The 20,372-nt window shown below is 56.3% G+C and carries 24 protein-coding genes; 14 read left to right on the top strand and 10 right to left on the bottom strand.

Features of this window, described 5'->3' with window-relative positions; all coding sequences use genetic code 11:
- Window positions 1-2: 2 nt before the first annotated feature.
- The 7 genes from DC3_RS23470 to DC3_RS30030 all read left to right on the top strand — a co-directional run bounded on the left by DC3_RS23470 (window position 3) and on the right by DC3_RS30030 (window position 6,550).
- Window positions 3-377 carry a hypothetical protein gene (locus DC3_RS23470; RefSeq protein WP_146889133.1) on the top strand — a complete coding sequence of 125 codons (375 nt, stop codon included), beginning with the start codon at window positions 3-5 and terminating at the stop codon, window positions 375-377.
- A 494-nt stretch (window positions 378-871) separates the two neighbouring features.
- Window positions 872-1,378, top strand: coding sequence for a hypothetical protein (locus DC3_RS23465; protein WP_146889130.1), 507 nt, complete (start codon window positions 872-874; stop codon window positions 1,376-1,378).
- A gap of 166 nt (window positions 1,379-1,544) precedes the next feature.
- The gene (mgrA, locus tag DC3_RS23460) at window positions 1,545-2,555 is read left to right on the top strand and encodes an L-glyceraldehyde 3-phosphate reductase (protein WP_146889126.1); all 1,011 of its coding nucleotides are present in this window, start codon (window positions 1,545-1,547) and stop codon (window positions 2,553-2,555) included.
- A gap of 83 nt (window positions 2,556-2,638) precedes the next feature.
- Window positions 2,639-4,720 (top strand): alpha-galactosidase, encoded by a 2,082-nt coding sequence (locus DC3_RS23455; RefSeq protein ID WP_146889123.1) that lies wholly within the window; start codon window positions 2,639-2,641, stop codon window positions 4,718-4,720.
- A gap of 89 nt (window positions 4,721-4,809) precedes the next feature.
- A complete protein-coding gene (locus DC3_RS23450; RefSeq protein WP_146889120.1) occupies window positions 4,810-5,754 on the top strand; it encodes an NAD(P)/FAD-dependent oxidoreductase in 945 nt (314 codons plus the stop codon).
- A gap of 85 nt (window positions 5,755-5,839) precedes the next feature.
- The gene (gene trxC, locus DC3_RS23445; RefSeq protein WP_146889117.1) at window positions 5,840-6,253 is read left to right on the top strand and encodes a thioredoxin TrxC; all 414 of its coding nucleotides are present in this window, start codon (window positions 5,840-5,842) and stop codon (window positions 6,251-6,253) included.
- A 162-nt stretch (window positions 6,254-6,415) separates the two neighbouring features.
- Complete coding sequence (locus tag DC3_RS30030) at window positions 6,416-6,550, top strand: hypothetical protein (protein WP_281292590.1); 135 nt, start codon at window positions 6,416-6,418, stop codon at window positions 6,548-6,550.
- An 85-nt stretch (window positions 6,551-6,635) separates the two neighbouring features.
- Here the strand turns inward: DC3_RS30030 and DC3_RS23440 are convergent, their stop codons facing one another.
- Complete coding sequence (locus DC3_RS23440) at window positions 6,636-7,355, bottom strand: DUF4386 domain-containing protein (protein ID WP_146889114.1); 720 nt, start codon at window positions 7,353-7,355, stop codon at window positions 6,636-6,638.
- Between the two features lie 167 nt (window positions 7,356-7,522).
- Here DC3_RS23440 and DC3_RS23435 point away from each other — a divergent pair, with 167 nt between their 5' ends.
- Window positions 7,523-8,200, top strand: coding sequence for a TetR/AcrR family transcriptional regulator C-terminal domain-containing protein (locus tag DC3_RS23435; RefSeq protein ID WP_146889112.1), 678 nt, complete (start codon window positions 7,523-7,525; stop codon window positions 8,198-8,200).
- A 247-nt stretch (window positions 8,201-8,447) separates the two neighbouring features.
- Here DC3_RS23435 and DC3_RS23430 read toward each other — a convergent pair whose 3' ends face one another.
- From DC3_RS23430 to DC3_RS29345, 4 genes are all read right to left on the bottom strand, one after another.
- A complete protein-coding gene (locus tag DC3_RS23430; protein WP_146889109.1) occupies window positions 8,448-8,930 on the bottom strand; it encodes a hypothetical protein in 483 nt (160 codons plus the stop codon).
- A gap of 7 nt (window positions 8,931-8,937) precedes the next feature.
- The gene (locus DC3_RS23425; protein WP_146889106.1) at window positions 8,938-9,444 is read right to left on the bottom strand and encodes a hypothetical protein; all 507 of its coding nucleotides are present in this window, start codon (window positions 9,442-9,444) and stop codon (window positions 8,938-8,940) included.
- A gap of 579 nt (window positions 9,445-10,023) precedes the next feature.
- Window positions 10,024-10,611: a hypothetical protein gene (locus tag DC3_RS23420; RefSeq protein ID WP_146889103.1), complete on the bottom strand. Its 588-nt coding sequence runs from the start codon at window positions 10,609-10,611 to the stop codon at window positions 10,024-10,026.
- Between the two features lie 26 nt (window positions 10,612-10,637).
- Window positions 10,638-10,922, bottom strand: a complete 285-nt coding sequence (locus tag DC3_RS29345) for a transposase (protein ID WP_186816215.1) — start codon at window positions 10,920-10,922, stop codon at window positions 10,638-10,640.
- A 3-nt stretch (window positions 10,923-10,925) separates the two neighbouring features.
- Between DC3_RS29345 and DC3_RS23415 the strand changes: the two genes are divergently transcribed.
- The 6 genes from DC3_RS23415 to DC3_RS23390 all read left to right on the top strand — a co-directional run bounded on the left by DC3_RS23415 (window position 10,926) and on the right by DC3_RS23390 (window position 16,062).
- Window positions 10,926-11,510, top strand: a complete 585-nt coding sequence (locus DC3_RS23415; protein ID WP_186816214.1) for a TetR/AcrR family transcriptional regulator — start codon at window positions 10,926-10,928, stop codon at window positions 11,508-11,510.
- The gene (locus DC3_RS23410) at window positions 11,507-12,622 is read left to right on the top strand and encodes an FAD-dependent monooxygenase (protein ID WP_146889098.1); all 1,116 of its coding nucleotides are present in this window, start codon (window positions 11,507-11,509) and stop codon (window positions 12,620-12,622) included. Before DC3_RS23415 ends, DC3_RS23410 begins: the two co-directional genes overlap by 4 nt.
- A 257-nt stretch (window positions 12,623-12,879) precedes the next feature.
- Window positions 12,880-14,541 carry a hypothetical protein gene (locus DC3_RS23405; RefSeq protein ID WP_146889095.1) on the top strand — a complete coding sequence of 554 codons (1,662 nt, stop codon included), beginning with the start codon at window positions 12,880-12,882 and terminating at the stop codon, window positions 14,539-14,541.
- Window positions 14,538-14,978 (top strand): pilus assembly FimT family protein, encoded by a 441-nt coding sequence (locus tag DC3_RS23400; protein ID WP_146889092.1) that lies wholly within the window; start codon window positions 14,538-14,540, stop codon window positions 14,976-14,978. The genes DC3_RS23405 and DC3_RS23400 overlap by 4 nt, the downstream gene beginning before the upstream one ends.
- Window positions 14,975-15,355: a prepilin-type N-terminal cleavage/methylation domain-containing protein gene (locus DC3_RS23395; RefSeq protein WP_146889089.1), complete on the top strand. Its 381-nt coding sequence runs from the start codon at window positions 14,975-14,977 to the stop codon at window positions 15,353-15,355. The genes DC3_RS23400 and DC3_RS23395 overlap by 4 nt, the downstream gene beginning before the upstream one ends.
- Window positions 15,355-16,062, top strand: coding sequence for a PulJ/GspJ family protein (locus DC3_RS23390; RefSeq protein WP_146889086.1), 708 nt, complete (start codon window positions 15,355-15,357; stop codon window positions 16,060-16,062). Before DC3_RS23395 ends, DC3_RS23390 begins: the two co-directional genes overlap by 1 nt.
- Window positions 16,063-16,116: 54 nt before the next feature.
- Here DC3_RS23390 and tal read toward each other — a convergent pair whose 3' ends face one another.
- The 5 genes from tal to DC3_RS23370 all read right to left on the bottom strand — a co-directional run bounded on the left by tal (window position 16,117) and on the right by DC3_RS23370 (window position 20,300).
- The gene (gene tal, locus DC3_RS23385; RefSeq protein ID WP_146889084.1) at window positions 16,117-17,085 is read right to left on the bottom strand and encodes a transaldolase; all 969 of its coding nucleotides are present in this window, start codon (window positions 17,083-17,085) and stop codon (window positions 16,117-16,119) included.
- A 154-nt stretch (window positions 17,086-17,239) separates the two neighbouring features.
- Window positions 17,240-17,452 carry a potassium transporter TrkG gene (locus DC3_RS29825; protein ID WP_246130786.1) on the bottom strand — a complete coding sequence of 71 codons (213 nt, stop codon included), beginning with the start codon at window positions 17,450-17,452 and terminating at the stop codon, window positions 17,240-17,242.
- A 5-nt stretch (window positions 17,453-17,457) separates the two neighbouring features.
- Window positions 17,458-17,937, bottom strand: coding sequence for a potassium transporter TrkG (locus DC3_RS23380; protein WP_246130784.1), 480 nt, complete (start codon window positions 17,935-17,937; stop codon window positions 17,458-17,460).
- 169 nt (window positions 17,938-18,106) lie between these two features.
- The gene (locus DC3_RS23375) at window positions 18,107-18,445 is read right to left on the bottom strand and encodes a hypothetical protein (RefSeq protein WP_146889081.1); all 339 of its coding nucleotides are present in this window, start codon (window positions 18,443-18,445) and stop codon (window positions 18,107-18,109) included.
- 166 nt (window positions 18,446-18,611) lie between these two features.
- Window positions 18,612-20,300: a M3 family oligoendopeptidase gene (locus tag DC3_RS23370; protein WP_146889078.1), complete on the bottom strand. Its 1,689-nt coding sequence runs from the start codon at window positions 20,298-20,300 to the stop codon at window positions 18,612-18,614.
- Between the last annotated feature and the right edge of the window lie 72 nt (window positions 20,301-20,372).

Genomic DNA, 20,372 nt, shown 5'->3' with positions numbered 1-20,372 from the left:
TTATGGAACACCCCAGACTGCCCACCTTCCATCTCGATGATGTCCCCAGAAGCCTTGCCCGGTCCCTTCAGGCCCTGGCAGACCTCACCTACACTTTTGGGCCTCAGGGGGATGGGTTTTTCGGGCAGGACCTGTGCAAGATCGCACATGAAAAACTGGGTCTGCACCTCCCGGACCTGCGCACCGCCAGCATGCAGCAGGACATCCTGGAGCAGGCCATCCTCAACCTGGCTGCAGAAAGACAGAGCCATGTGCTGCTGGTGATTCAGATTCATCCGAATCCCATTGAGGGTTATGTGTGCCTGATTCCCACCGATCAGCAAAGTGAAGTGCTCCGGTTGCTGAGCACGGTTCCCATCCAGCAACGTTCATCCTGAAAGCTGCCTTCCTCAAAAGTGCATCAGGATGATTCTGTCATGCAGTCAGAAGATTGCCTGTTGTATGCGTCACTCAGTCTAAATACAGTGAGGCATAAGCCACGTTTCAGCTCTTCATGATAATATCTTGACATTTGGAACAACCTGAGGACAATTGTCCTGATCAGCATCGCAAACAGATGTTGATGCTTTGTCATTTCTTTTTGATTGGCTTTCCTGAAAAAATCAGCCTCAACTCACGCTTATCATGGATAACACAATGTATAAATCATGAAATGAATATACAATCAGGTTGTTGACCACCACAACCAAAAAGCGTTCCTCCCATTGACGTGATGATTGATGGTGGTCAAAGTCGAATCGAATTTGTATGGAAACCATTTGAAGTGAAGTGTGCTTCCTGAAAGTGAAGCCTTGTACATGTGAATGTGCAGTAGCTTTAAGGTTCAGTGGGCGTGCTTCAAAGGCCCTCTCGTCTGATGAAGGAGAACCACATGAGCGACCAGAACAACAAAAACAACAACAACCAGCAGGACAAACAGAGCGGTCAACAGAGTGATCAACAGAGCATGAGCGGCCAGCAATCCGGTCAGAGCGGTCAGCAAGGCATGTCTGGAAACCAATCCGGCCAGCAAAGTGGTCAACAAAGCGGTCAACAAAGTGGCATGTCTGGAAACCAGCAAGGCCAGAGCGGACAGCAAGGCATGAGTGGCAACCAGTCCGGCCAGTCCAGCTCTCAGGGCGGTCAGCAAAGTGGCCAGCAGAGCGGCATGTCTGGCAACCAGAATGACGACCGCCATCAACTGAGCCACTCCCAGGGCCAGAGCGGTCAGCAATCCGGTCAGCAGGGTGGTCAACAATCCAATCAGCAATCCGGCATGTCTGGAAACCAGCAGGGCCAGAGCGGACAGCAGGGCATGAGTGGCAATCAGTCCGGTCAATCCGGCTCTCAGGGCGGAAGCAATTCATCCCAGGGAAGCGACTCGGGTTCCAAGCGCTAAAGAACGTCCTTAAAGTGATGTTTCAGAAACGATCAGGCTTGAGTCTGGTCGTTTCTCTTTGAAGTGCTTGCAGGTTTCTGCGAATCACACGTGCAATCTCAGGTCATCTATACGTATGCCAATTGGCCTAGTTCGTTTGCAGATGGGGTCCTGTTAAGCTCGTCGCATGAACAAAAAAGACCATTACCTTGCGGCAGCAGACCGTTATGACAGCATGCAGTATGCAAGGCTGGGCAGAAGCGGCCTGAAGCTTCCCCGCATCTCGCTGGGCCTGTGGCACAACTTCGGGGGCATTGACCGTTTCGAGAATGGCCGCCAGATCCTGCGCACCAGTTTTGATCTGGGCATCACCCACTTTGACCTTGCCAACAACTATGGTCCTCCTCCGGGCAGTGCAGAGGAAAACTTCGGGCGCATCCTGAAAAGTGATTTTCTGCCTTACCGGGATGAGCTGATCATCTCCACCAAGGCGGGCTATGACATGTGGGAAGGGCCTTATGGCAACTTTGGCTCCAGAAAATACCTGATTGCCAGCCTGGACCAGAGCCTGAAGCGCATGGGCCTGGATTACGTGGACATTTTCTACCACCACCGCCCGGACCCGGAAACCCCCCTCGATGAGACGATGCGTGCGCTGGACCACATTGTGCGCAGCGGACGTGCCCTGTACGTGGGGATTTCCAATTACAACGCCGAGCAGACCCGTCAGGCTTCGCACATCCTCAAGAGCCTGGGGACACCCTTTGTGATCCACCAGCCTTCGTACAGCATGTTCAACCGCTGGATCGAGGCGGAGCTTCTGGAGGCCCTCAGGGATGAAGGCATTGGCAGCATTGTGTTCTCTCCACTGGCCCAGGGCATGCTGACCGACAAGTACCTGAAGGGCATCCCCGGGGATTCCCGGGCTGCACGTGCCCACTTCCTGCGCCCGGAGCACATCAGTGAGACCCGTCTGGAGCAGATTTTCCAGTTGAACGAATTTGCGAAGGCCCGCGGTCAGACCCTGGCCCAGATGGCCCTGGCCTGGGTGCTCAGGCATGCTGAAGTCACCTCTGCATTGATCGGTGCAAGCCGTCCTGAGCAGGTGGTGGATGCTGTGGGTGCCCTGTCCAATCTGGCTTTCACGCAGGAAGAACTGCAGGCCATTGAAGGCATTTTGCAAGCAGAGCAGAAATAAAACCACCCTTTTTCAGCCACCCCACCCACCTGTGGGGTGGCTTCACCCCCACGCCCCCTTTCACTGTCAGGAGCTTTTTGAACATGCCCATTTATGAAGGTGCACACGGCTGGATTCTGGAAACCGCAAACGTCGCCTACGCTTTTGGACTCAACGAGGCAGGGCATCTGGCCCACCGCTACTGGGGAAAGAAACTGCCCAGGGTGGAGGATTACCCCCTTGCTCTGGTTCCAGAGTCCGAGATTTCTTTTGTCAATCCGCCCCACCTCACCCGCGAAGAATACCCCCCTTACGGAGGTTTGAGGTACAGTGAGCCTGCCTTCAAGGTCAGCTCGGAGCAGGGAACCAGGGATTCGGTGCTGTCTTTTGTGGACAGCGATTTGAACGGTCATATTCTGAACGTGCGCTTTCAGGACCGGCTCACCGGGCTGCAAGTGACCTTGCATTACCGTGTGCACGAACAGGCAGACCTGATCGAACGCTGGGTGACCTTTGAAAACACTGGAAACCAGACCCTGACCCTGGAACGGGTGCTTTCTGCGTTCTGGCACCTGCCTGAAGGTGAAACCTACCGCCTCACCCACCTGTCGGGCCAGTGGCTGGATGAGTTTCGCATCCAGCGGGACACCCTCACTGAAGGCACAAAAGTGCTGGAATCCCGCACCCTCACCACCAGCCACCAGCACCACCCTTTTTTTGCTGCTGATTCTGCAGCTCAGCCCTCCAGCGAGACGCATGGAGAAGTGTGGTTCGGGCTCCTGTGCTGGAGTGGAAACTTCAAACTGCTGGCAGAGAGGACCAATGCCCACCAGACCCGCATTGGACTGGGCATCAACGACTGGGACTTTGCATGGACCCTCCGGCCCGGAGAACACTTTGAGACGCCGGCCAGTGTGGCAGGTTACACCGATCAGGGTTTTGGTGCAGCAAGCAGAAACCTGCATGCCTACGTGCGGACCCAGCTTCCCCACCCGGACCAGACCCGCAAAGTGCTGTACAACTCCTGGGAAGCCACAGCCTTTGATGTGACGGTGGAGGGGCAATCCCAGCTGGCCGAAGTGGCGGCACAGATGGGCATTGAGCTTTTTGTGATGGACGACGGCTGGTTCCATGGCCGCACCTATGACCGGTCCGGTCTGGGAGACTGGTGGCCTGATGAAGTCAAATTCCCGGATGGCCTTGAGCCTCTGATCGAGAAAGTCAAAGGTCTGGGCATGGATTTCGGCCTGTGGGTCGAGCCTGAGATGGTGAACCCCGACAGCGACCTGTACCGCGCCCATCCCGACTGGGTGTACCACTTTAAGAGCAGAAAGAGAAATGAGGCCAGAAACCAGCTGATCCTCAACCTGGGCAGAGAGGATGTGCAGAACCACCTGATCCATCTGCTGGATGACCTGCTGGCGAAGCACGAGATTTCTTTCATCAAGTGGGACTTCAACCGTTATGTGTCCGAGCCTGGATGGCCTGATTTTGCAGGAGATGCCAGAGAACTCTGGGTGCGCCACGTGCAGGGCCTGTACCGGGTGTGGGGCACCCTCAGGGAAAGGCACCCTGAGGTGATCTGGCAGACCTGCTCCGGTGGCGGAGGCCGGGTGGATGTGGGCATGCTGCGCATGGCGGATCAGGCCTGGATCAGCGATTGCACCGACCCTGCAGCAAGGTTGCAGATTCAGGAGGGGTACTCGCTGGCCTACCCGGCTAACACCATGGAGGCCTGGGCCACCGACTGGGGCAAGGACCGCTTCTCCCTGAAATTTCGTTTCCATGTGGCGATGTGTGGGGTGCTTGGGATTGGAGGGCACATCCTCCACTGGTCTGACGCCGAGCGTGAAGAGGCTGCAGAGCTGATTGGGCAGTACAAACAAATCCGACACATCCTGCATGGGGGTGACCAATACCGCCTGCGGTCCCCTGCAGATCATGCTGTTTCAGCGGTGCAGTACGTGAGCAAAGACCAGCAAGAATCCGTGGTGCTTGGGTTCAGAACGCACATTTCCCGCTATTACCAGCCTGATCCGGTGGTGAAACTGCAGGGCCTGGACCCCGAAGCGCTTTATGCAGCAGGGGAGGAGGTGCGTTCAGGCACAGCCTGGATGCAGCGTGGCCTGGAAATCAAACTCGGGGAGTTCCAGAGCCAGATCTGGCGGTTGAAACGCCTGGAGTGAGGATCGCAACCCAGAGTCACGTTTGAGGCTGCTGTTTCAAAGGTGCACTCTGCACAGTGCCTGTTTCATATTGAGAATACATTATCAATATGAATGTTGATGGTGCAACAAGAGAACACTTTGAAGTGGTGGTGGTGGGAGGCGGCGCAGCAGGACTCAGCGCCGCCCTCATTCTGGGCCGTGCCCGCAGAAAAACCCTGGTGCTCGATGCGCAGCAACCCCGCAATGCTCCTGCTGCCCACGCACAGGGCATCTTCACCCGGGATGGAACCCCACCTCTGGAATTGCTGCGCATCGCCAGAGACCAGCTGGTCCCTTACGGGGTCAAGGTGTCAAACCGGACAGCCACCCACGTCTGTCCCCGCAATGATGGTTTCCTCCTGACCCTCGACGACCAGACCACCGTGCAGGCCCACAAGATCCTGCTGGCCACAGGGATGAAAGACCTGTTGCCCGCTGTCCCAGGGTTTGAGGCCCTGTGGGGAAAAGCAGTCCACCACTGTCCTTACTGTCACGGCTGGGAAGTGCGGGATCAGGCCATGGCCGTGTACGGCAAAGGGACCCCGGGGTACCTCAAGGCGAAACTCCTGCACAACTGGAGCCAGGATTTGATCCTGTGCACCGATGGCCCCTCAGGGCCTGGTCCCACAGAAATGGACCACCTGGGGCAACTCGGAATCCGGGTCATCGAGAAACCCGTGTCACACCTGGTTCACAATGGCGATGTCCTGCAAGGCATTCAATTCAAAGATGGCAGCTTTCTGGCCAGGCAGACCCTTTTCCTCTCTCCAGAGCAGCAGCAACATTCCTCTCTTCCTGCACAGCTGGGATGCAAGATGGACCCTGAAGGACTCCAGGTGTGGGTGGATGCCCAGGGCCAGACCAGTGTCCCCGGGGTCTATGCAGCAGGAGACATGGTGACCCGGGCACAGCAGGTGATGGTTGCTGCAGCAAGCGGCGTGCAGGCTGCCGCCATGCTCAACCACGCTTTCCTGGAGGAAGGCCTCCATCTGAAAAATCAGACCAGGGTTTGAAGTCACATCTCCCTTGCAGTGCCACCACGATTCAGGCAAAACCAGCTGGTAAAATGGGGACCATCACGGATTGAAGGAGGTCGTCATGAATGACATTTTGATCTGTGCCCGGTGTCAGGCCAGAAACCGGGTGAAACAGGTGCCGGCGGGGCAGGTTCCGGTCTGCGCCCGCTGTCAGGCCCCCCTGCCCTGGCTTCACGACGGAACCGACCAGACTTTTGAACAGGACATCCAGGCCGGAGTGCCGGTGCTCGTGGATTTCTGGGCCCCCTGGTGTGGCCCCTGCCGGGTGATGGGACCCATCCTGGAAGAGGTGGCCCGGGAACAGGCAGGCAAAGTGCGCATCGTCAAGGTGAATGTCGACGAGAATCCCGGGCTGTCGGGGCGATTTCAGGTGCGCAGCATCCCGACCCTGATGCTCTTTCGTGGGGGGCGCATGGTGGAGTCCATGGTCGGTGTGGTGCAAAAAGCCGTGCTGATGCAAAAACTTCAGGGGTGATTTTTTGGGTTCCGTTTTTTTCTGGGGTGGTGATCTTCATGGCCGGCCTTGCCGAAACCCGGTCACAGGAGGGTCACACCCTTTTTTCTAAGCTGCTTCTCGAAGTGAAACCTCCAGCCATTCCTCGCTGGGGCTGGGGGTTTTGCTTCAGAAGGAGAAACCATGAAAATCAAGAAGATCATTGCCACTTTTCTTGCAGTGCTGCTGTGCGGCACCCTGACCACCAGTTTCGCGATGTACCCCAAAATGCCTCCAGAAAAAGACGGAGGCTGTCACGTTTCGGGAGATGGCTGCTGACCTTTCATTGATCCGAACAAACCTCCGCTGACAGGAAAAACCTGTGGTCTGTCCTCCTCCCGGCAGGCCACAGGTTTTTTTGGTTTCAGGGCTGGGTTGAGGGGGTTCTCATGTTCAGGGCTCTTGAGCCATTGCGCCACTGGACCAGCAACCATCCGCACAGGGACAGTTCTCCCACCACACCTGAAAGGGCCACCACAGGGAGCAGCAGTGCCCGCACCGGGGCAGGATCTGTCAGAAGCAGGTGGGCCAGGGAATCTGCGAGGTACGAGAGGCCGGCAACACCAAGCAGGAGGCCCAGGAAGGTGGGCAACTGGGAAGCCCGGATAAAGGCCACACCCAGGGCCAACAGATGGAACCCAAAGAACACCAGAGCAAACTGCCATCCAGAGCGGTATCCGGTCAACAGCATGGAAATGAGAGGGGCCTGCAAAGCTGCTTCTGGGGCAGAGAGCAGTTGTGCAAGGATCACATGGAAAACCACGACTGCACCATAAATGGCAGCGTAAACCACCCGCAGTGTTGCCGCGAGCAGGCTGAGGTGAGGTGTATGTTTTTGCAGCACCAGATGAAGGCCCAGCGCCACCAGCACATCCAGCAGGACCACCAGCAGATCTGTGGCGATGCTGCTGCGAAACAAGGCAGGGGACGCTTGCAGGTTCTGCAGGGTCAGCGTAAGGTCTGTGCTCTGAATCAGGCGGGTTCGAACGAACATTTCGCCGTAAAAACCCAGGAAGGCCATCAGCAGCAGGCCCATGCCGGTGGCTCCTGCAAGGAACGTGTTTGAGGGGAAGGTTTTGTTCATGTGAATCTCCTTTGAGGGAAGAGCGCAAGGCTTTCCTGCTGGACCACCACAGGTGTCCACAGTTCAGGCTTACACTGTAATCTTGAGCTTACGCTGTAAGCCTGTCAAGAGGGCTGCTCGAACACACCCTCCTGATGCATTAGAATGGCTGCAGATCAGGAGTGCCCATGACCCCACCTTCCAGCAGCAGTGCAGAACGCCGAGAACCCCTCAATCGGCAACGGGTGCTTCTCGCAGCCCTGAAAATGGCCGACGAAGAAGGCCTTGAGGTCCTCAGCATGAGGCGGCTTGGACAGGCCCTCGGGGTGGAAGCCATGTCCCTGTACAAACATGTCAGCAACAAAGACGACCTGCTGGATGGCATCACCGATCTGGTGGTGGGAGAAATCGAAATCCCGGCAAAGGCCGCAACCTGGAAGGAAGCCATGCGCGCCAGGGCCATCTCTGCACATCAAGTGCTGCTGCGTCACCGCTGGGCCACCGTGATGATGGGGTCAAGGTTGCGTCTCGGTCCCTCTATGCTGCGTTATGTGGACCTCACGCTGGGCTGGCTGCTGGAAGCAGGTTTCTCGGAAGATCTCGCTGTCGATGCCTGGCACACCATGGACAGTTTCATCTATGGCTACACCCTGCAGGAACTCAACCTTCCTTTCGACCAGGCCCAGTCCGATGAGGTGGCCACAGGGTTTTTGCAGAACCTTCCTGCAGAGCAGTTTCCCCATTTTCATCGGGTGGTGCGCAACATCATTGGGCAGGGGTACCGCGACAACTTTGATTTTGGGCTCGAACTGCTGCTTGAGGGTCTGGAAGCACGCAGAAAAAACCATCCCCTTTCGCCTTACTGAGACCTCAAAAGACACCCCGGTATTCAAATGGATTTTTGAAGCTCTGAAAATCTAAAGCTTTGATACTGCAGAAACAACGGCAAAATATGATTCAGGAACAGGTTGTCTGACCACTTCCCCTGGGTCTGCAGGGCTGGAAGTTCGTATGGTCAAGGACAAAGTGGATGGTTTTTCCCGTTTCAGACAAACCTGACCAACAACCAGGCGATGGCAGAAGCAAACATGTCATGTGGCCAGGTGGACCACCTCACCGAACCACCACGGTGTTGTCAAATGGCACGGTTTGAGGGGTGGGCTTTCCACTCCCGGCCATCACAAACAGCCTCCCCACAATCCGGTAGGTGCCTTTTGGCACCCGGATGGGTGGGTCTCCCCTGGAGAACACATGCTGCAAGTACACTTCCTGGCTTTCTCCTGGCCGCAAGGTGAACTCAATCAACTCCATGGTGCAGGTTTCTGGACGCTGGAACTTTTGCTTCAGAGGGTAGGTGTAGAGGGTCTTTCCTTTTTGACGGATCACATACACCAGAGGGCAGGGGCTGAGGGAACCCGAGACCCGTTTGGTGCTGGTGTTCCTCAGGCTCACCTTCACAATCCACGGGGAGAGGATGAGGCGTTCAGGGCTCAAGGTTGCCTGAGCCATCAATGCCCTGGACTGGGGCCACACCCCCCAGTCTGCTCTGACTGTGCAAGACAACACCAGCAGGAAGAAAATCAGAAGCCTTTTCATGCCCACCTCAGGGCTTTCCTTTTCTGGGAGTGGATTTCTGCTGGGGTTCAATGCGGAACCAGTACGGACTTGGTGGACGTTTCAGCAAGGCAGGGATGTCTTTTACCGGGTGGATGCTGTTGTAGGGTCCGTCGATCATCCCGTACAACTGGTCCCCCAGCACGACCAGTCCGCCCACCGAGCACCGCACCAGGGCGAAGTCGGTCTTTTTGTGGTTCACTTCCATCGGCAGCCAGTCCTGTACCAGTGGGAACAACCAGTGGGAACCCACCGGAAACAGGGGGATGTCGGGTCTGGCCGTCATTCCATCTTCTCCGTACACTGTGATTTCCTGCAGCTTCGTGCTGCCCCGGAAGACCTGCTCCACCCGCACCACCATGGCTGTGGGCCGTCCAGGGTCCCCTGACACCAGAATGTGCCTCAGAACTTTTGCCTGCACCACCAGTGATGCTCTGGGGGCAATGTCGACAAAGGGGCTCAGCCCAGCACAGGTGGTGGCCAGGGCAGAGGACATCAAGCAGCACAAAACCGCAAAGAAAACACGCATGGGTTCAACTTACCGTTTAAGTCTCTGCGGGTGGTGAGGTCAACAAAATACGTTCCTTCATGCTGCGCAACAAACCCCTTTCTTCTAGATCCATCAGGTGCTGGCGGCCCCTGGAGACCTGGATTGCGGGAGGGACCGCGTGTGGCGGAAATTCTGGTTGGACATGAACCGCACCAGTTGCTGAGGGTTGCTCCTGGACGTCCCATTCTCTAAGGCATTGTGAATAAAGTGGATTTTTTCACCTGCTGCACAGGGATTCCTGGACTTGCCTTATCAGGGGGATTGCCAGAGCAACAGTGCGAATGCCGTGCGGCACCCAGGAGGTCCTGACAAAAACGCATGGGATTTCGTCCAGTTGAATTTGATTCAGGCGCAATTTTGGTGGAGCATTCCTGGCTTTTCACCTTCGTGGGAACCACACCTGATGTGTTCTTGCGTAAAGGCCTGTACAGACCTTTAGGCTGAGGGAAGCGAATAAGAAGGTCAGGACAGCAGCAGGACATTCAGCACATTGGCAAAGATCTATCGGGTCAAATTCCCAGAAATTTAAAGATCGACTTGTGGTTCCCACCGGTCAGGGTCCAGAGGAACAGACCGCGTTCTAATTAAAAACCTCTGGTAATGCTTTTGAAGGGCAAGGAGCGTAACCCCAGGATGATTCTGATCTGCTGCATCATCACACTCCAGCGGTTGAAAGTCTAAACCCTCTGTGTGACCAGAGAGGAGGGCATTGAAATCTCCCAGTGAAGTCCATCTCAGCTGCCAGCCTTTCCAGTATGGTGACAAGACCACATTCAAATTGCTGCGCAGAAACGCTTGTTTTTCGAACTGAACCACCCAGGTGTCCTCCAATTTTTCTTCAATGTCCCCGGTGATGGAGCAGATGGTCACGGTCTGGTGATCAAAATCCACCACATACCCACCATAGAAACTGCGCCAATGAGAAGGATTTCCTTCTTCAAGGCTGTGCATCAGGCTTCTGGCTTCCTGGCTCTCCATTAAACGCATCATCCGTGCAAAATGCCATTCTGCACCTCTGGCCAGATGCCCAGGAACATCCAGCCCACCATAACGGGGTGCTTCTACGTAACGGCTGCCATCCAGAATGTAAATAAAGTAGGCGCGACATGACATAATGACTCTTTTCAGCATATGCCTTTTTAAGTCTTATATAAATCCTTTAAACATAGCGAACCAAATTTGGTGCGACCATACATCTGGCGTTTGATGCCATTCAAACGGTTGACTGCCCCCACAGGTCCGTTGCTGTAAGCGCATTTGAGGCTGTTCAGCAGAGCATCCCAGGCCTTTTTATGCCCCCAATATGACCTTTCAACGCGCATCACCTTGCTTGCAGCATCAAGCGGAGGTTTCAACGAAATGGCCTCTGAACCAAAATTGTCTAGACCAATAAAATGAGCATGCTCATTTATGACTACGCTCATTTCATGACCCGCATGCAACAGAAGAAACACGACAAACATGAACGCATTTCCCGGGTGGCCTGGGAGCTGTTCCAGAAACATGGATATGAGAAAGTCACCACCAGACAGGTGGCAGAAGCCGCCGACATCGCCACAGGAACGCTTTTCCTCTATGCCTCCACCAAAGGAGACCTGCTGGTCATGGCCATGGAAAGCGCACTGAGGGAGGTCACCCGCCCTGCAAGCCCTCTGCCAGAAGACCCCCGGAACGCCCTCAGAGCCCTGTTTTCTGGCCCCCTGCATCTTTATCAACAGCACCGGGATCTGGCAAGGCATTTTCTGGTGGAAGTGCTGCGAGGCCAGGCCAGCGAGGCCACCCAGAAAAACATAGACCTGTTCACACTGACCCTCTCCCAGGTGCTCGGGCAGGGTGTGGAACGGGGTCAACTCAGACCAGGACTGGACGTGCGGCAGGCTGCGCGCAACTTCTTTGGCATTTACATGATGGTGCTGCTGGAGTGGCTGCCTTCACAAGAAAGTGTAGAGCAGGGACTGGAGCGGCTGGATCAGGCTTTTGAATTGCATTGGACTGGACTGGTGAAAGCATGACCCGCCTGCTGATTGCTGGTGCAGGCATTGCAGGGCTGACCCTCGGACATGCCCTCATGAAACATGCCCCTGAAGTGGAGTTCACCATTCTGGAACGGGCACCTGAAATGCGTGCAGCAGGAGCAGGAATCATCCTTGCCCCCAATGTCACCCCGCTGCTTGAGGACCTCGGAATGGGCAAACAGTTGCAAGCCTCTGGCCAGGAATTGCCCTTCAACCAGCTGACCGATGCCAGGGGGAGGGTCCTCCAGCGGCTTCCCGGGCCAGCAGGACAGCTGCTGGCATTTCACAGGGCAGAACTGATGCACATCCTGCAAGAAGGCCTCACCCCTCACCTGCAGTTTGGAAAAGGGGTTCACAGCCACCAGCAGACCTCTGGCCAGGTCAAGGTGCTGCTGGATTCAGGAGAACACATGGAGGTGGATGCCCTGGTGGGAGCAGATGGCCTGCGCTCAAATGTCAGAGCGCACTGCGGAGGTGCGAAACCCATCTACAGCGGCTACACCAGCTGGCGTGCTGTCCTGGAACAGGCACCTGGGTTGCCCGGGGCCAGTGAGATGTGGGGGCATGGTCGCAGACTTGGACTCGTCCCGCTCACAGGAAACCGCATGTACGTGTACATGACCCTGAATGCCCCTCCCTCCAGCACACATCATCCTGTCCTGCCTGACCTGTTCAGGGAATTCAGGGGGGCAGAGCATGGGATTCTGGACCGTCTGTCCTCTGCGTTTCCCCTCATTCACACGGACATTTACGAGCTTCCCCGACCCGACTGGGGCAAAGGCCGGGTGATGCTGATCGGTGATGCCGCCCACGCCCTCACGCCCAATCTGGGACAGGGTGCAGGGATGGGCATTGAGGATGCTGTGTTGCTGGCCAGGCTTCTGGGACAACACAGAAATTTCTCTCTGGCTTTCGGTCTTTTCAGGGCGCAACGCCAGAAACGGGTGTCTCAGGTGCAGTTGGCTTCACGCCTGATCGGGCGGGTTGGACAGCTGCAGCATTCTTTGTGGGTTCGGGTGCGGGATCTCCTGATGTCTACTGGTCCAAAGGAATCTGTGCCAGGCTGGTTGTGGAATCCAGCATTTCCACTGCAAGACCACCAGACCTGAAGGCACAACGAATTTCTGATGCAGAGCTGAAAAAACCATGAAGGTGCTTTCTGGAGTGCAAAGCATCATTGATCTGTTACACTAAAATTACAATAGAAAATTCTACGTATGGAACGTAGAATTTTTTTTGCTGTCATGGTCTGGCTGACTGCTCTGGTCAGCTTGAAGTCAGCCTCAGCCGCTACACTCCTCGTGTCTGACCCACCTCGATCAATCGAACGGTTGTTTCACTCCCCTTGTGTCCGGAAGGTGTCTTCATGCATGGTAAAACAGCTGGCAGTTCCCTCATCATTGTGCTCCTGATGTCCCTGATCATCATGGGGTCCGTCATTGCGCTCATTTCCAGCACTTCCCTGCTGACACGCAAGGGAAGCGGATATGAAAAACTGGCTTACAGCAACCTGCTGGGTGCGGATGCTGGCATCAACAGTTTCGCAGCACGTGTGCAGCTGAAGAAGTACACCGGCAAGGTGGACAACATCGACTGCTTTGTTCAGGGAACGCGGGCCAGCAACAACACCAGCGCAGGAACCTGCACTTACACTGCACAACTTCCCAGCTATTCCCTTTCCAATGGAAACACCGTCCAGGTGGAAGTGGTGGCGATCAACAACACTGCATCTTCCATCACCGTGAGGTCCACCAGCACCACATCGGATGGAACCAGCAAGGTGGTCTTGCAGGACTTTCTGGTGACCCGTCCGCCCACCACCAACATTTCCATCCCCGCAGCCCTCACCAGCAATCCCTCCATTGATCTTGGGGGGAACGGCAAGATTTATGGTGCCCCCTACGACAAGAGCAGCAACAGTTCAGTGCTTTCCAGCGCCAACAACGGCATTCTGCCCGGGCTCACCACCCTCACCACAGGTTTCAACCACAACAGTTCACCCACCATCACAGTGGCAGATGACAGCTACCTTGACACAGGCAGCTTCGTCCGGGTCAATGGTTACACCATGCAAGTCACTGGAAAAGCCAGCGGCTACACCAGCACCAACAGAAAATACAATGTGACCCAGGTTCCAGGGGGAGTGGTGGCCAACGGTACCCCTTCTGCCACCAGCGGATCAACTGTGGACCTTGTACAGTTTGCAGTGCGCAGTGCGCCCACCAGTGTCACCTCCACAACGGCCCGCATTCCCATCAGTGACCCCACGGGCTTTTATGTCAATGACGTGATTTACTTCCGCTCTGGAAGCACCATGTATTCGGCACAGGTGACGGCCAGAGGCTACACCAACGACGCAGACCTGACCAGTGGATACCTGGACATCAAATACCCCGCCACAGCGGTGGGCTCCACGATGACCGGCACCACTGCTGCCAGTGCCTCTGCGGTCACGGCCATCAACATCGGCACCGGGATCAGCCGCTATGTTCCAGGTGCGTCCTCTGCGGGCAGCATTTCAGGCACTGGATCTTCAGACCTCTTCCCAAGTGGAGCAGCCCACAACAGCAGCATTCTCTCAGGCTCCAGCCTGTTCTCCCAGACCTTCAGTGGCAAGACCAAACAGGATGTTTATGACCTGTCCACACGTTATGACCTGCCCCCAGCCATGGTGCTGGATCAGGTGAACTGGGTGGGACCTTCAGGAAGTGCAACGACCAACAGCAACAGTTACAGCATCAACGACCTTTGTGGTACAGGCATCCTCATCATCACCGGCAACCTGACCCTCAACGGCACCTGCAACAGTGGGTTCACAGGCCTGCTTTACGTGATGGGGGATTTCAGCAATCAGGGGAACTCGACCATCAATGGAGCTGTGGTCGTTGAAGGCCAGGTCTACACTTCTGGAACCAAGGTCAAGGGAACCATGACCATCAATTACGATCCCAACGTGTTCCTCCAGCGTGGACGCCACCTGGCTGTGTCCAGGATCAGTGCGGTCACAGCAACCTGGAGGCAGCAATGAGAAGTCACCAGAGCAGAACTGCAGGTTTCACCCTGCTGGAAATGCTGGCTGTGCTGGCCGTGCTCTCTGTGCTGCTGGCCCTCGGAGCGAGTTCTTACAGCACCTACCGCAACCAGATGCAGGTGAAAGAAGCTGCAGAGCAATTCGCCCGTGACCTGCAGGCCCAGCACTTCAATGCCAAGCGCACCAACACCACCCAGAGTGTGGTCGTTGTGGCACAGGCCACCACGTACACCGCAGGAGGCAGCAACCGCACCCTGCCCTCCGGGGTGCGCTTCAGCACCGGAGGAACCGTCAACTTCTATCCTCCCTACGGAACCACCATCGCCCAGAATGGAACGGCGGACCCGACAACCCAGAGTTTCACCCTGTCGAACAACAACCACAGCCGAACCGTCACGGTGGTCGGACTGATCGGGAAGGTGATTGTGAAATGAAAAAGACCCTTCAGAAAGGTTTGACCCTGATCGAGGTGCTGGTCAGCCTGGTGATTTTGTTGCTGCTGGCCACCATGACCCTGAACGTGATTCCCCTCAGCAAGATCAACCGTCAGGCCCTTTCCCAGCAGACCCTGACCCTGGGTGTGAAACAGTACATGGAGTCCGTGTCCAGCAACTGGCAGACCCGCACCACCTTTGACGCCGGAACGCTGCCTGACACCGCTTCACTGGCCTCAGGTTTCACCTGCACTGCTGCTGTGAGTGATCCAGACAACATTGCAAGTGGTGTGGCTGTGCGCAAAAGGGTGACCCTCACCTGCAAGGCCACAGGTTGGGCCGATTCTGTGTTCATCACCGAATTTGGGAGGCCCTGATGACACGCAGCCAGGGCTTCACCCTCATTGAGACCCTGATCACCATGCTGATCCTGGGCTTCATCATCACCATGCTGATTTCGGTGCAATCCACCACCATGAAATTCAGCACCCGGCAGCAGGGAATGTCCACCCAGCTCACCTCCCTGGCAGAAGCCACGGGTTACATCAGCGACATGGTTCGCCAGGCCCAGGAAGTGAAGACCAGCATGACGGTCAATGGTCAGTCGTGTTCCATCAGCAGCACCACCAATCCCTGCTTCGGGGTGCTGGTGCCCGCCTCCCAGACCGGAGTGACCACCAACATGTACCAGATCAACACTTACCTGATGCTGGTGTACAGGCTGGAGTCACGCAGCACCCTGGATGCGGCTTTCAAGACCACAGACAGCTGGGCAGACAGCAACACCAGCGTGATTCGGGAGTACCGTTCTGTGGTCTGCAAAGACGCAACCGGTTTTACTGCCTGCAATGGCACAGCTCCAGCTGCTCCAAATGCAATCAGCAACGCTGCCGTTTACCTGGTGGCAGACGGGGTGTCCCTGACCACGCCATCTGGAGCGGCCTACGCACCTTTCAGCTACACCACCTCCGGTTCGATCAAGCAGTTTACCCTACAGGTGCAGATGGCCTACCAGAGCAACAACACGACCTATCATGTGCCTGCAAGTGGTCCACAGTCGGTGATGGTTCGTCTGCGCAATTGAAGCACCGGATTCAAATGTCAGGAAGGGGCCACAAGGCCCCTTCCACCTTTTTGCTCAGTCGGCGCTGACCACGGAAAGCTGCTCTTCAATCAGGGCTTTGAGTTTTTCGTAGTCGGCGTGGAACTGCCGGATGCCTTCAGCAAGCTTTTCGGTGGCCATGGGGTTCTGGTTGAGGCCCCAGCGGAACGCCTCCTCGGTCATGACTGGGTCTTTCTGCACCCCTTCCCGAGCGGCAGGGTCCAGACTGCGTTTCAGTTCCCCCTGGTCTTCGCTGAGTTCTTTCAGGAGTTGTGGGCTCACGGTCAGGCGGTCACAGCCAGCGAGTGCCTCCACCTGGGCGGCACTTCTGAACGAGGCCCCCATCACGATGGTCTGGTACCCCTGGTCCTTGAAGTGGCGGTAGATGGTTTTCACGCTGTTGACGCCAGGATCTTCGCTGATCTCGAAACTGGAGACGTTCTGGGCTTTCTTGTACCAATCGGTGATGCGGCCCACGAAAGGAGAAATCAGGGTCACGCCTGCCTGGGCACAGGCAATGGCCTGTTCCAGTGCAAAGACCAGGGTCAGGTTGCAGCGGATGCCTTCCTGCTCCAGAATGCGGGCAGCCTGCACCCCTTCCCAGGTGGTGGCGATCTTGATCAGGATGCGGTCTCTGGACACCCCTTCTTCTTCGTAGAGGCCAATCAGCTTGCGGGCTTTTTCCAGCATGGCGTCTGCATTGAAGGAGAGGGAAGCGTCCACCTCGGTGGAGACATAACCGGGCACCAGCCGGGTCAGTTCGGTCCCGATGCGCACGGCCAGTTTATCAATGGCATCCACCGTGACACTTTCTCCTCCACGTTTTCTGGCCCATTCAATGGATTCGCTGACCAGATGGGCGTACTCGGGGCGCTGTGCAGCCTTGAGCACCAGTGAGGGATTGGTGGTGCAGTCCTGGGGCTGAAATTCCTTGATGGCGTTGATTTCTCCGGTGTCGGCAACCACCACAGAGTGCTGTTTGAGTTGTTCAAGTTTCGATGACATGAGACCTCCTGAAAGTGAAGTGCCAGGGAACTGGGTGAGCGATCACAAAGCTGTTCCCCTGGTATCTTCCTCAGTGTATTACGTACACCAAGTGGTGAATGTAACAGGACATCAGGCGGTAAACCACTCCCTGAAAAGTCCCATGTCTCTTGCATCACCCAATCATGATGTTTTTGTCGGCAGGGTACCTCACGGCACCCTGGGTGGCCTGCGTGCTCAGGGCGAGGGCGAAGGTCAGGGGTCCAATGCGCCCCAGGTACATCATCGCTGCCAGGATCAAATGGCCGGGCTCAGAAATGATTCCTGTGGCATTCATCGAGAGGCCCACCGTGCAGATGGCACTGAACGCCTCAAAAGTCAATTGCATGAAATTCAGCTGACCGCTTGCAAGCGCCTGACGTTCCCATAGAAATGCCCATACAGCAAGAGCGTCCCTGCAGCCTCCACCACCAGCACATACATGAAGATTTTCTTGAGGGCCTGTTTCGCCTCTCCCGTTTGCAGGATGTTCAGTTGCGCTGCAAGGCGCAGGTGTTCCTCCACGGTGATCTTGCGCCCGGCCACCAGCGCAATGGCCGTCCCAAAGGTGAGGATGCCGAGGCCTCCCACCTGAATCAGCAGCAAAATCACGCCCTGACCAAAAGCACTGAATGAGGTTCCCGTGTCCACCACCGCGAGCCCGGTGACGCACAGGGCACTGGTGGCCGTGAACAGGGCATGCACCACCGAGATGTGGTGGCTGGGGGCTGCACTGATGGGAAGGGACAGCAAGAAGGTGCCGACTGCAATGCCCAGCAGAAATGACAGGGCAATGGTTTGTGCTGGCGTGAAATGAGCATGTTTCTTTTTCATGGGTGACTTTCAATCCAGGGCCTCAGGACCCGGGCACCGTCAGTTTACCCCACCCTTCAGGGACAGGGACAGCAGCGTCCGGCATCCCAGCACAAGAAGCAGCTGTGTTTCAGCCTGCACACAAAAGAGCATCCTGCATGGACCTGCAGGATGCTGCACATGTACTATTTCAGGACATCTGGACAGCAGGTCTTCTGGCTGACTTGGCCCCAAAAAGCACCACCAGTGACCCCAGGGCCAGCAAGGCAAAAGTGCTGGGATCTCCACCAAAAGTGTCATCCTGCACGGTCCCCGTGTCGGATTCCTTCTTACCGGAGGTGGTGTTCTCGGTGGCTTCACTGTCTGTGGCGTTCCCGTTGCCGTAAATGGCAGGGCTGCTGCCAGAGTTGTCCTGTTCCTGCTCCTGGCCCACCTGGGAAGGCTGGGATTTGGCGGTGTCATCGGCGAGGGCAATGGCAGGCAGCACAAAAAGCAGGCCAGTCAATGTGAGGGGCAGAAGTTTTTTCATGGGGTGCTCCTTCAAAGAGAAATTCATGGAGGTCCAACTCTGAACCTGTGCATTCATTGTGGGGGTGCAAGATGTGGAGGCACTGACCCGAACGTGAACAAAGCATCATGCAAAAACCAGGCCAAAAAAAGAACTGCCCTGCAGGGCAGTTCAGAAGGGGTGCTTTTTACAGCTGGCTGCGCAGAAACTGCATGAGCCCGTGCACCGTCTGGGAATCAAAGCGGAAATTCAGACCGCAGGCCTCGTAAAGCTCAGGCACAGAGCGGGTGTTGCCGAGTTTCATGGCCGAGACGTACTGATCCAGGGTCTGCTGTGGGTTCTGCTGGAAGTTGTGCCACAGCTGAATGGCACCCAGACCACTGAGGGCGTACTCGATGTAGTAGAAGGGGTAATTGAACATGTGGTAGTAGTGCCACACCTTGCCCTTCTCGGCTTCAAAACCTTCCCAGCTGGGCTGGGGCTGGAAACGGTCCACCAGTTCGCGGGATTTGGCATCCAGCACCTCGATGGTGACGTCTTGAGGGGCCTCTGCGTACAGCCAGTGCTGGAAGGCGTCCATGAAGCACATCCAGGGCAGGCTGTGCACCTGACGCCAGATCTGGGCGACTTTCACCCGCTGGATTTCCTCTTCTGAGTAGAAAGGGGAGAGGTGGTCCAGCGCGATGCATTCCATGCCCATCGAGGGCACTTCCACAAATTCGGTGGAGGAGAAGACATTCCAGGGAAAACGCTGGGATTGCATGCTGTACATGGCGTGGAAGGCATGCCCAAACTCGTGCAGGGTGGTGGTCACGTCCCCATCGGTTCCGACCACATTTTGCAGCACGAACGGGACCTGCTTGATGGGCAGGGTGGTGCAGTAGGCGTGACTCATCTTGTTGGGTCTGGAGCCCAGGTCCATTGCGCGGCTTTCCCGCAGGGTGCGGAACATCTCTCCGAGTTGCGGGTTCAGTTTGAAGAACACCTGTTCGGTTTTCTTTTCCAGCTCATCCACGTCGGTGAAGGGGTTCAGCGGTGGGCGGCTTTCGGGGTCCATCTGGCTTCTCCAGTAGAAATCCCACGGTTTGAGCTCTTCCACCCCGAGGCCCTTCCTGTGCTGCTCCAGGAGTTCTAAGGTGAAAGGCACCACTTCCTCCTGAATGGTCTGGTGGAAGCGCAGGCAGTCTTCGGGGGTGTAGTCAAAGCGGTGGTAAGAGAGCCACATGTAATCCCGATAATTTTCAAAACCAGCGTTTTTTGCAACCTGACGGCGCAGTTTCAGCTGCTTTAAAAACAGCTCGTCCAGTTTCGGGGCGACCTCCAGGCGGGCTTTCTGCCAGGCTTTCCAGGCGTCTTCCCGCACCGTGCGGTCCGGTGAAAGCAGGAGTTGCTCCACCACTGGAACCGTGATGCTGTCTCCCCGGTAATCGATCATCATCTGACCGGTGATCTGGCTGTACTGCTGGTTGCACTGGGCCAGTTCGGAGAGCAGAGGCAGGTTCTCCTCGGTAAAGATGCGGTCTTCGGCCTCAAAGCGCATCACGGCACGGCGGGCATCTTCCGGGACCCACTCGCGGGGCGCAGCCAGCAGTTTCTTTCGCAGCAGGGCAGAGTAACGGTCCCACTCGGGGCGGGTGGTCTGCAGGTGGTTGCTGTAACGGTCCTGGATGTCCTGGTCCTGGGTGTTCAGGTCGGACTGCAGGCTGAGGGTGTTGTGGTACTCCCAGAATTCGTTTTCCAGGGCAGACCACTGGAGCAGGAAGTTTGTGAGGTTGTCCTGGTTGAGGTCCTGCTCCAGCAGGGCCTCGACACGCTGTTTGACGCTGGGCCAGTCGATGGTGGTGGCCGTCAGTAAGGGGCTTAAAGTGATGGACATAGGCACAATCTAACACGCCCTGTCCCGGGTCCACTGAGCCACTTGACGTATTGTTCACGGTGCCCGGGACGC

The sequence above is a fragment of the Deinococcus cellulosilyticus NBRC 106333 = KACC 11606 genome, from assembly GCF_007990775.1.
Taxonomy (GTDB): Bacteria; Deinococcota; Deinococci; order Deinococcales; family Deinococcaceae; genus Deinococcus_C; species Deinococcus_C cellulosilyticus.
Note: the sequence above shows the minus strand (reverse complement) of the source record. Positions and strands in the feature narration are given on the sequence as shown.

Bases quoted from the DNA above. Each gene is read 5' to 3' on its own strand.
- DC3_RS23470 (WP_146889133.1), top strand. From the start codon at position 3: ATGGAACACCCCAGACTGCCCACCTTCCATCTCGATGATGTCCCCAGA.
- DC3_RS23465 (WP_146889130.1), top strand. From the start codon at position 872: ATGAGCGACCAGAACAACAAAAACAACAACAACCAGCAGGACAAACAG.
- mgrA (WP_146889126.1), top strand. From the start codon at position 1,545: ATGAACAAAAAAGACCATTACCTTGCGGCAGCAGACCGTTATGACAGC.
- DC3_RS23455 (WP_146889123.1), top strand. From the start codon at position 2,639: ATGCCCATTTATGAAGGTGCACACGGCTGGATTCTGGAAACCGCAAAC.
- DC3_RS23450 (WP_146889120.1), top strand. From the start codon at position 4,810: ATGAATGTTGATGGTGCAACAAGAGAACACTTTGAAGTGGTGGTGGTG.
- trxC (WP_146889117.1), top strand. From the start codon at position 5,840: ATGAATGACATTTTGATCTGTGCCCGGTGTCAGGCCAGAAACCGGGTG.
- DC3_RS30030 (WP_281292590.1), top strand. From the start codon at position 6,416: ATGAAAATCAAGAAGATCATTGCCACTTTTCTTGCAGTGCTGCTGTGC.
- DC3_RS23440 (WP_146889114.1), bottom strand. From the start codon at position 7,355: ATGAACAAAACCTTCCCCTCAAACACGTTCCTTGCAGGAGCCACCGGC.
- DC3_RS23435 (WP_146889112.1), top strand. From the start codon at position 7,523: ATGACCCCACCTTCCAGCAGCAGTGCAGAACGCCGAGAACCCCTCAAT.
- DC3_RS23430 (WP_146889109.1), bottom strand. From the start codon at position 8,930: ATGAAAAGGCTTCTGATTTTCTTCCTGCTGGTGTTGTCTTGCACAGTC.
- DC3_RS23425 (WP_146889106.1), bottom strand. From the start codon at position 9,444: ATGTCCTCTGCCCTGGCCACCACCTGTGCTGGGCTGAGCCCCTTTGTC.
- DC3_RS23420 (WP_146889103.1), bottom strand. From the start codon at position 10,611: ATGTCATGTCGCGCCTACTTTATTTACATTCTGGATGGCAGCCGTTAC.
- DC3_RS29345 (WP_186816215.1), bottom strand. From the start codon at position 10,922: ATGAGCGTAGTCATAAATGAGCATGCTCATTTTATTGGTCTAGACAAT.
- DC3_RS23415 (WP_186816214.1), top strand. From the start codon at position 10,926: ATGACCCGCATGCAACAGAAGAAACACGACAAACATGAACGCATTTCC.
- DC3_RS23410 (WP_146889098.1), top strand. From the start codon at position 11,507: ATGACCCGCCTGCTGATTGCTGGTGCAGGCATTGCAGGGCTGACCCTC.
- DC3_RS23405 (WP_146889095.1), top strand. From the start codon at position 12,880: ATGCATGGTAAAACAGCTGGCAGTTCCCTCATCATTGTGCTCCTGATG.
- DC3_RS23400 (WP_146889092.1), top strand. From the start codon at position 14,538: ATGAGAAGTCACCAGAGCAGAACTGCAGGTTTCACCCTGCTGGAAATG.
- DC3_RS23395 (WP_146889089.1), top strand. From the start codon at position 14,975: ATGAAAAAGACCCTTCAGAAAGGTTTGACCCTGATCGAGGTGCTGGTC.
- DC3_RS23390 (WP_146889086.1), top strand. From the start codon at position 15,355: ATGACACGCAGCCAGGGCTTCACCCTCATTGAGACCCTGATCACCATG.
- tal (WP_146889084.1), bottom strand. From the start codon at position 17,085: ATGTCATCGAAACTTGAACAACTCAAACAGCACTCTGTGGTGGTTGCC.
- DC3_RS29825 (WP_246130786.1), bottom strand. From the start codon at position 17,452: ATGCAATTGACTTTTGAGGCGTTCAGTGCCATCTGCACGGTGGGCCTC.
- DC3_RS23380 (WP_246130784.1), bottom strand. From the start codon at position 17,937: ATGAAAAAGAAACATGCTCATTTCACGCCAGCACAAACCATTGCCCTG.
- DC3_RS23375 (WP_146889081.1), bottom strand. From the start codon at position 18,445: ATGAAAAAACTTCTGCCCCTCACATTGACTGGCCTGCTTTTTGTGCTG.
- DC3_RS23370 (WP_146889078.1), bottom strand. From the start codon at position 20,300: ATGTCCATCACTTTAAGCCCCTTACTGACGGCCACCACCATCGACTGG.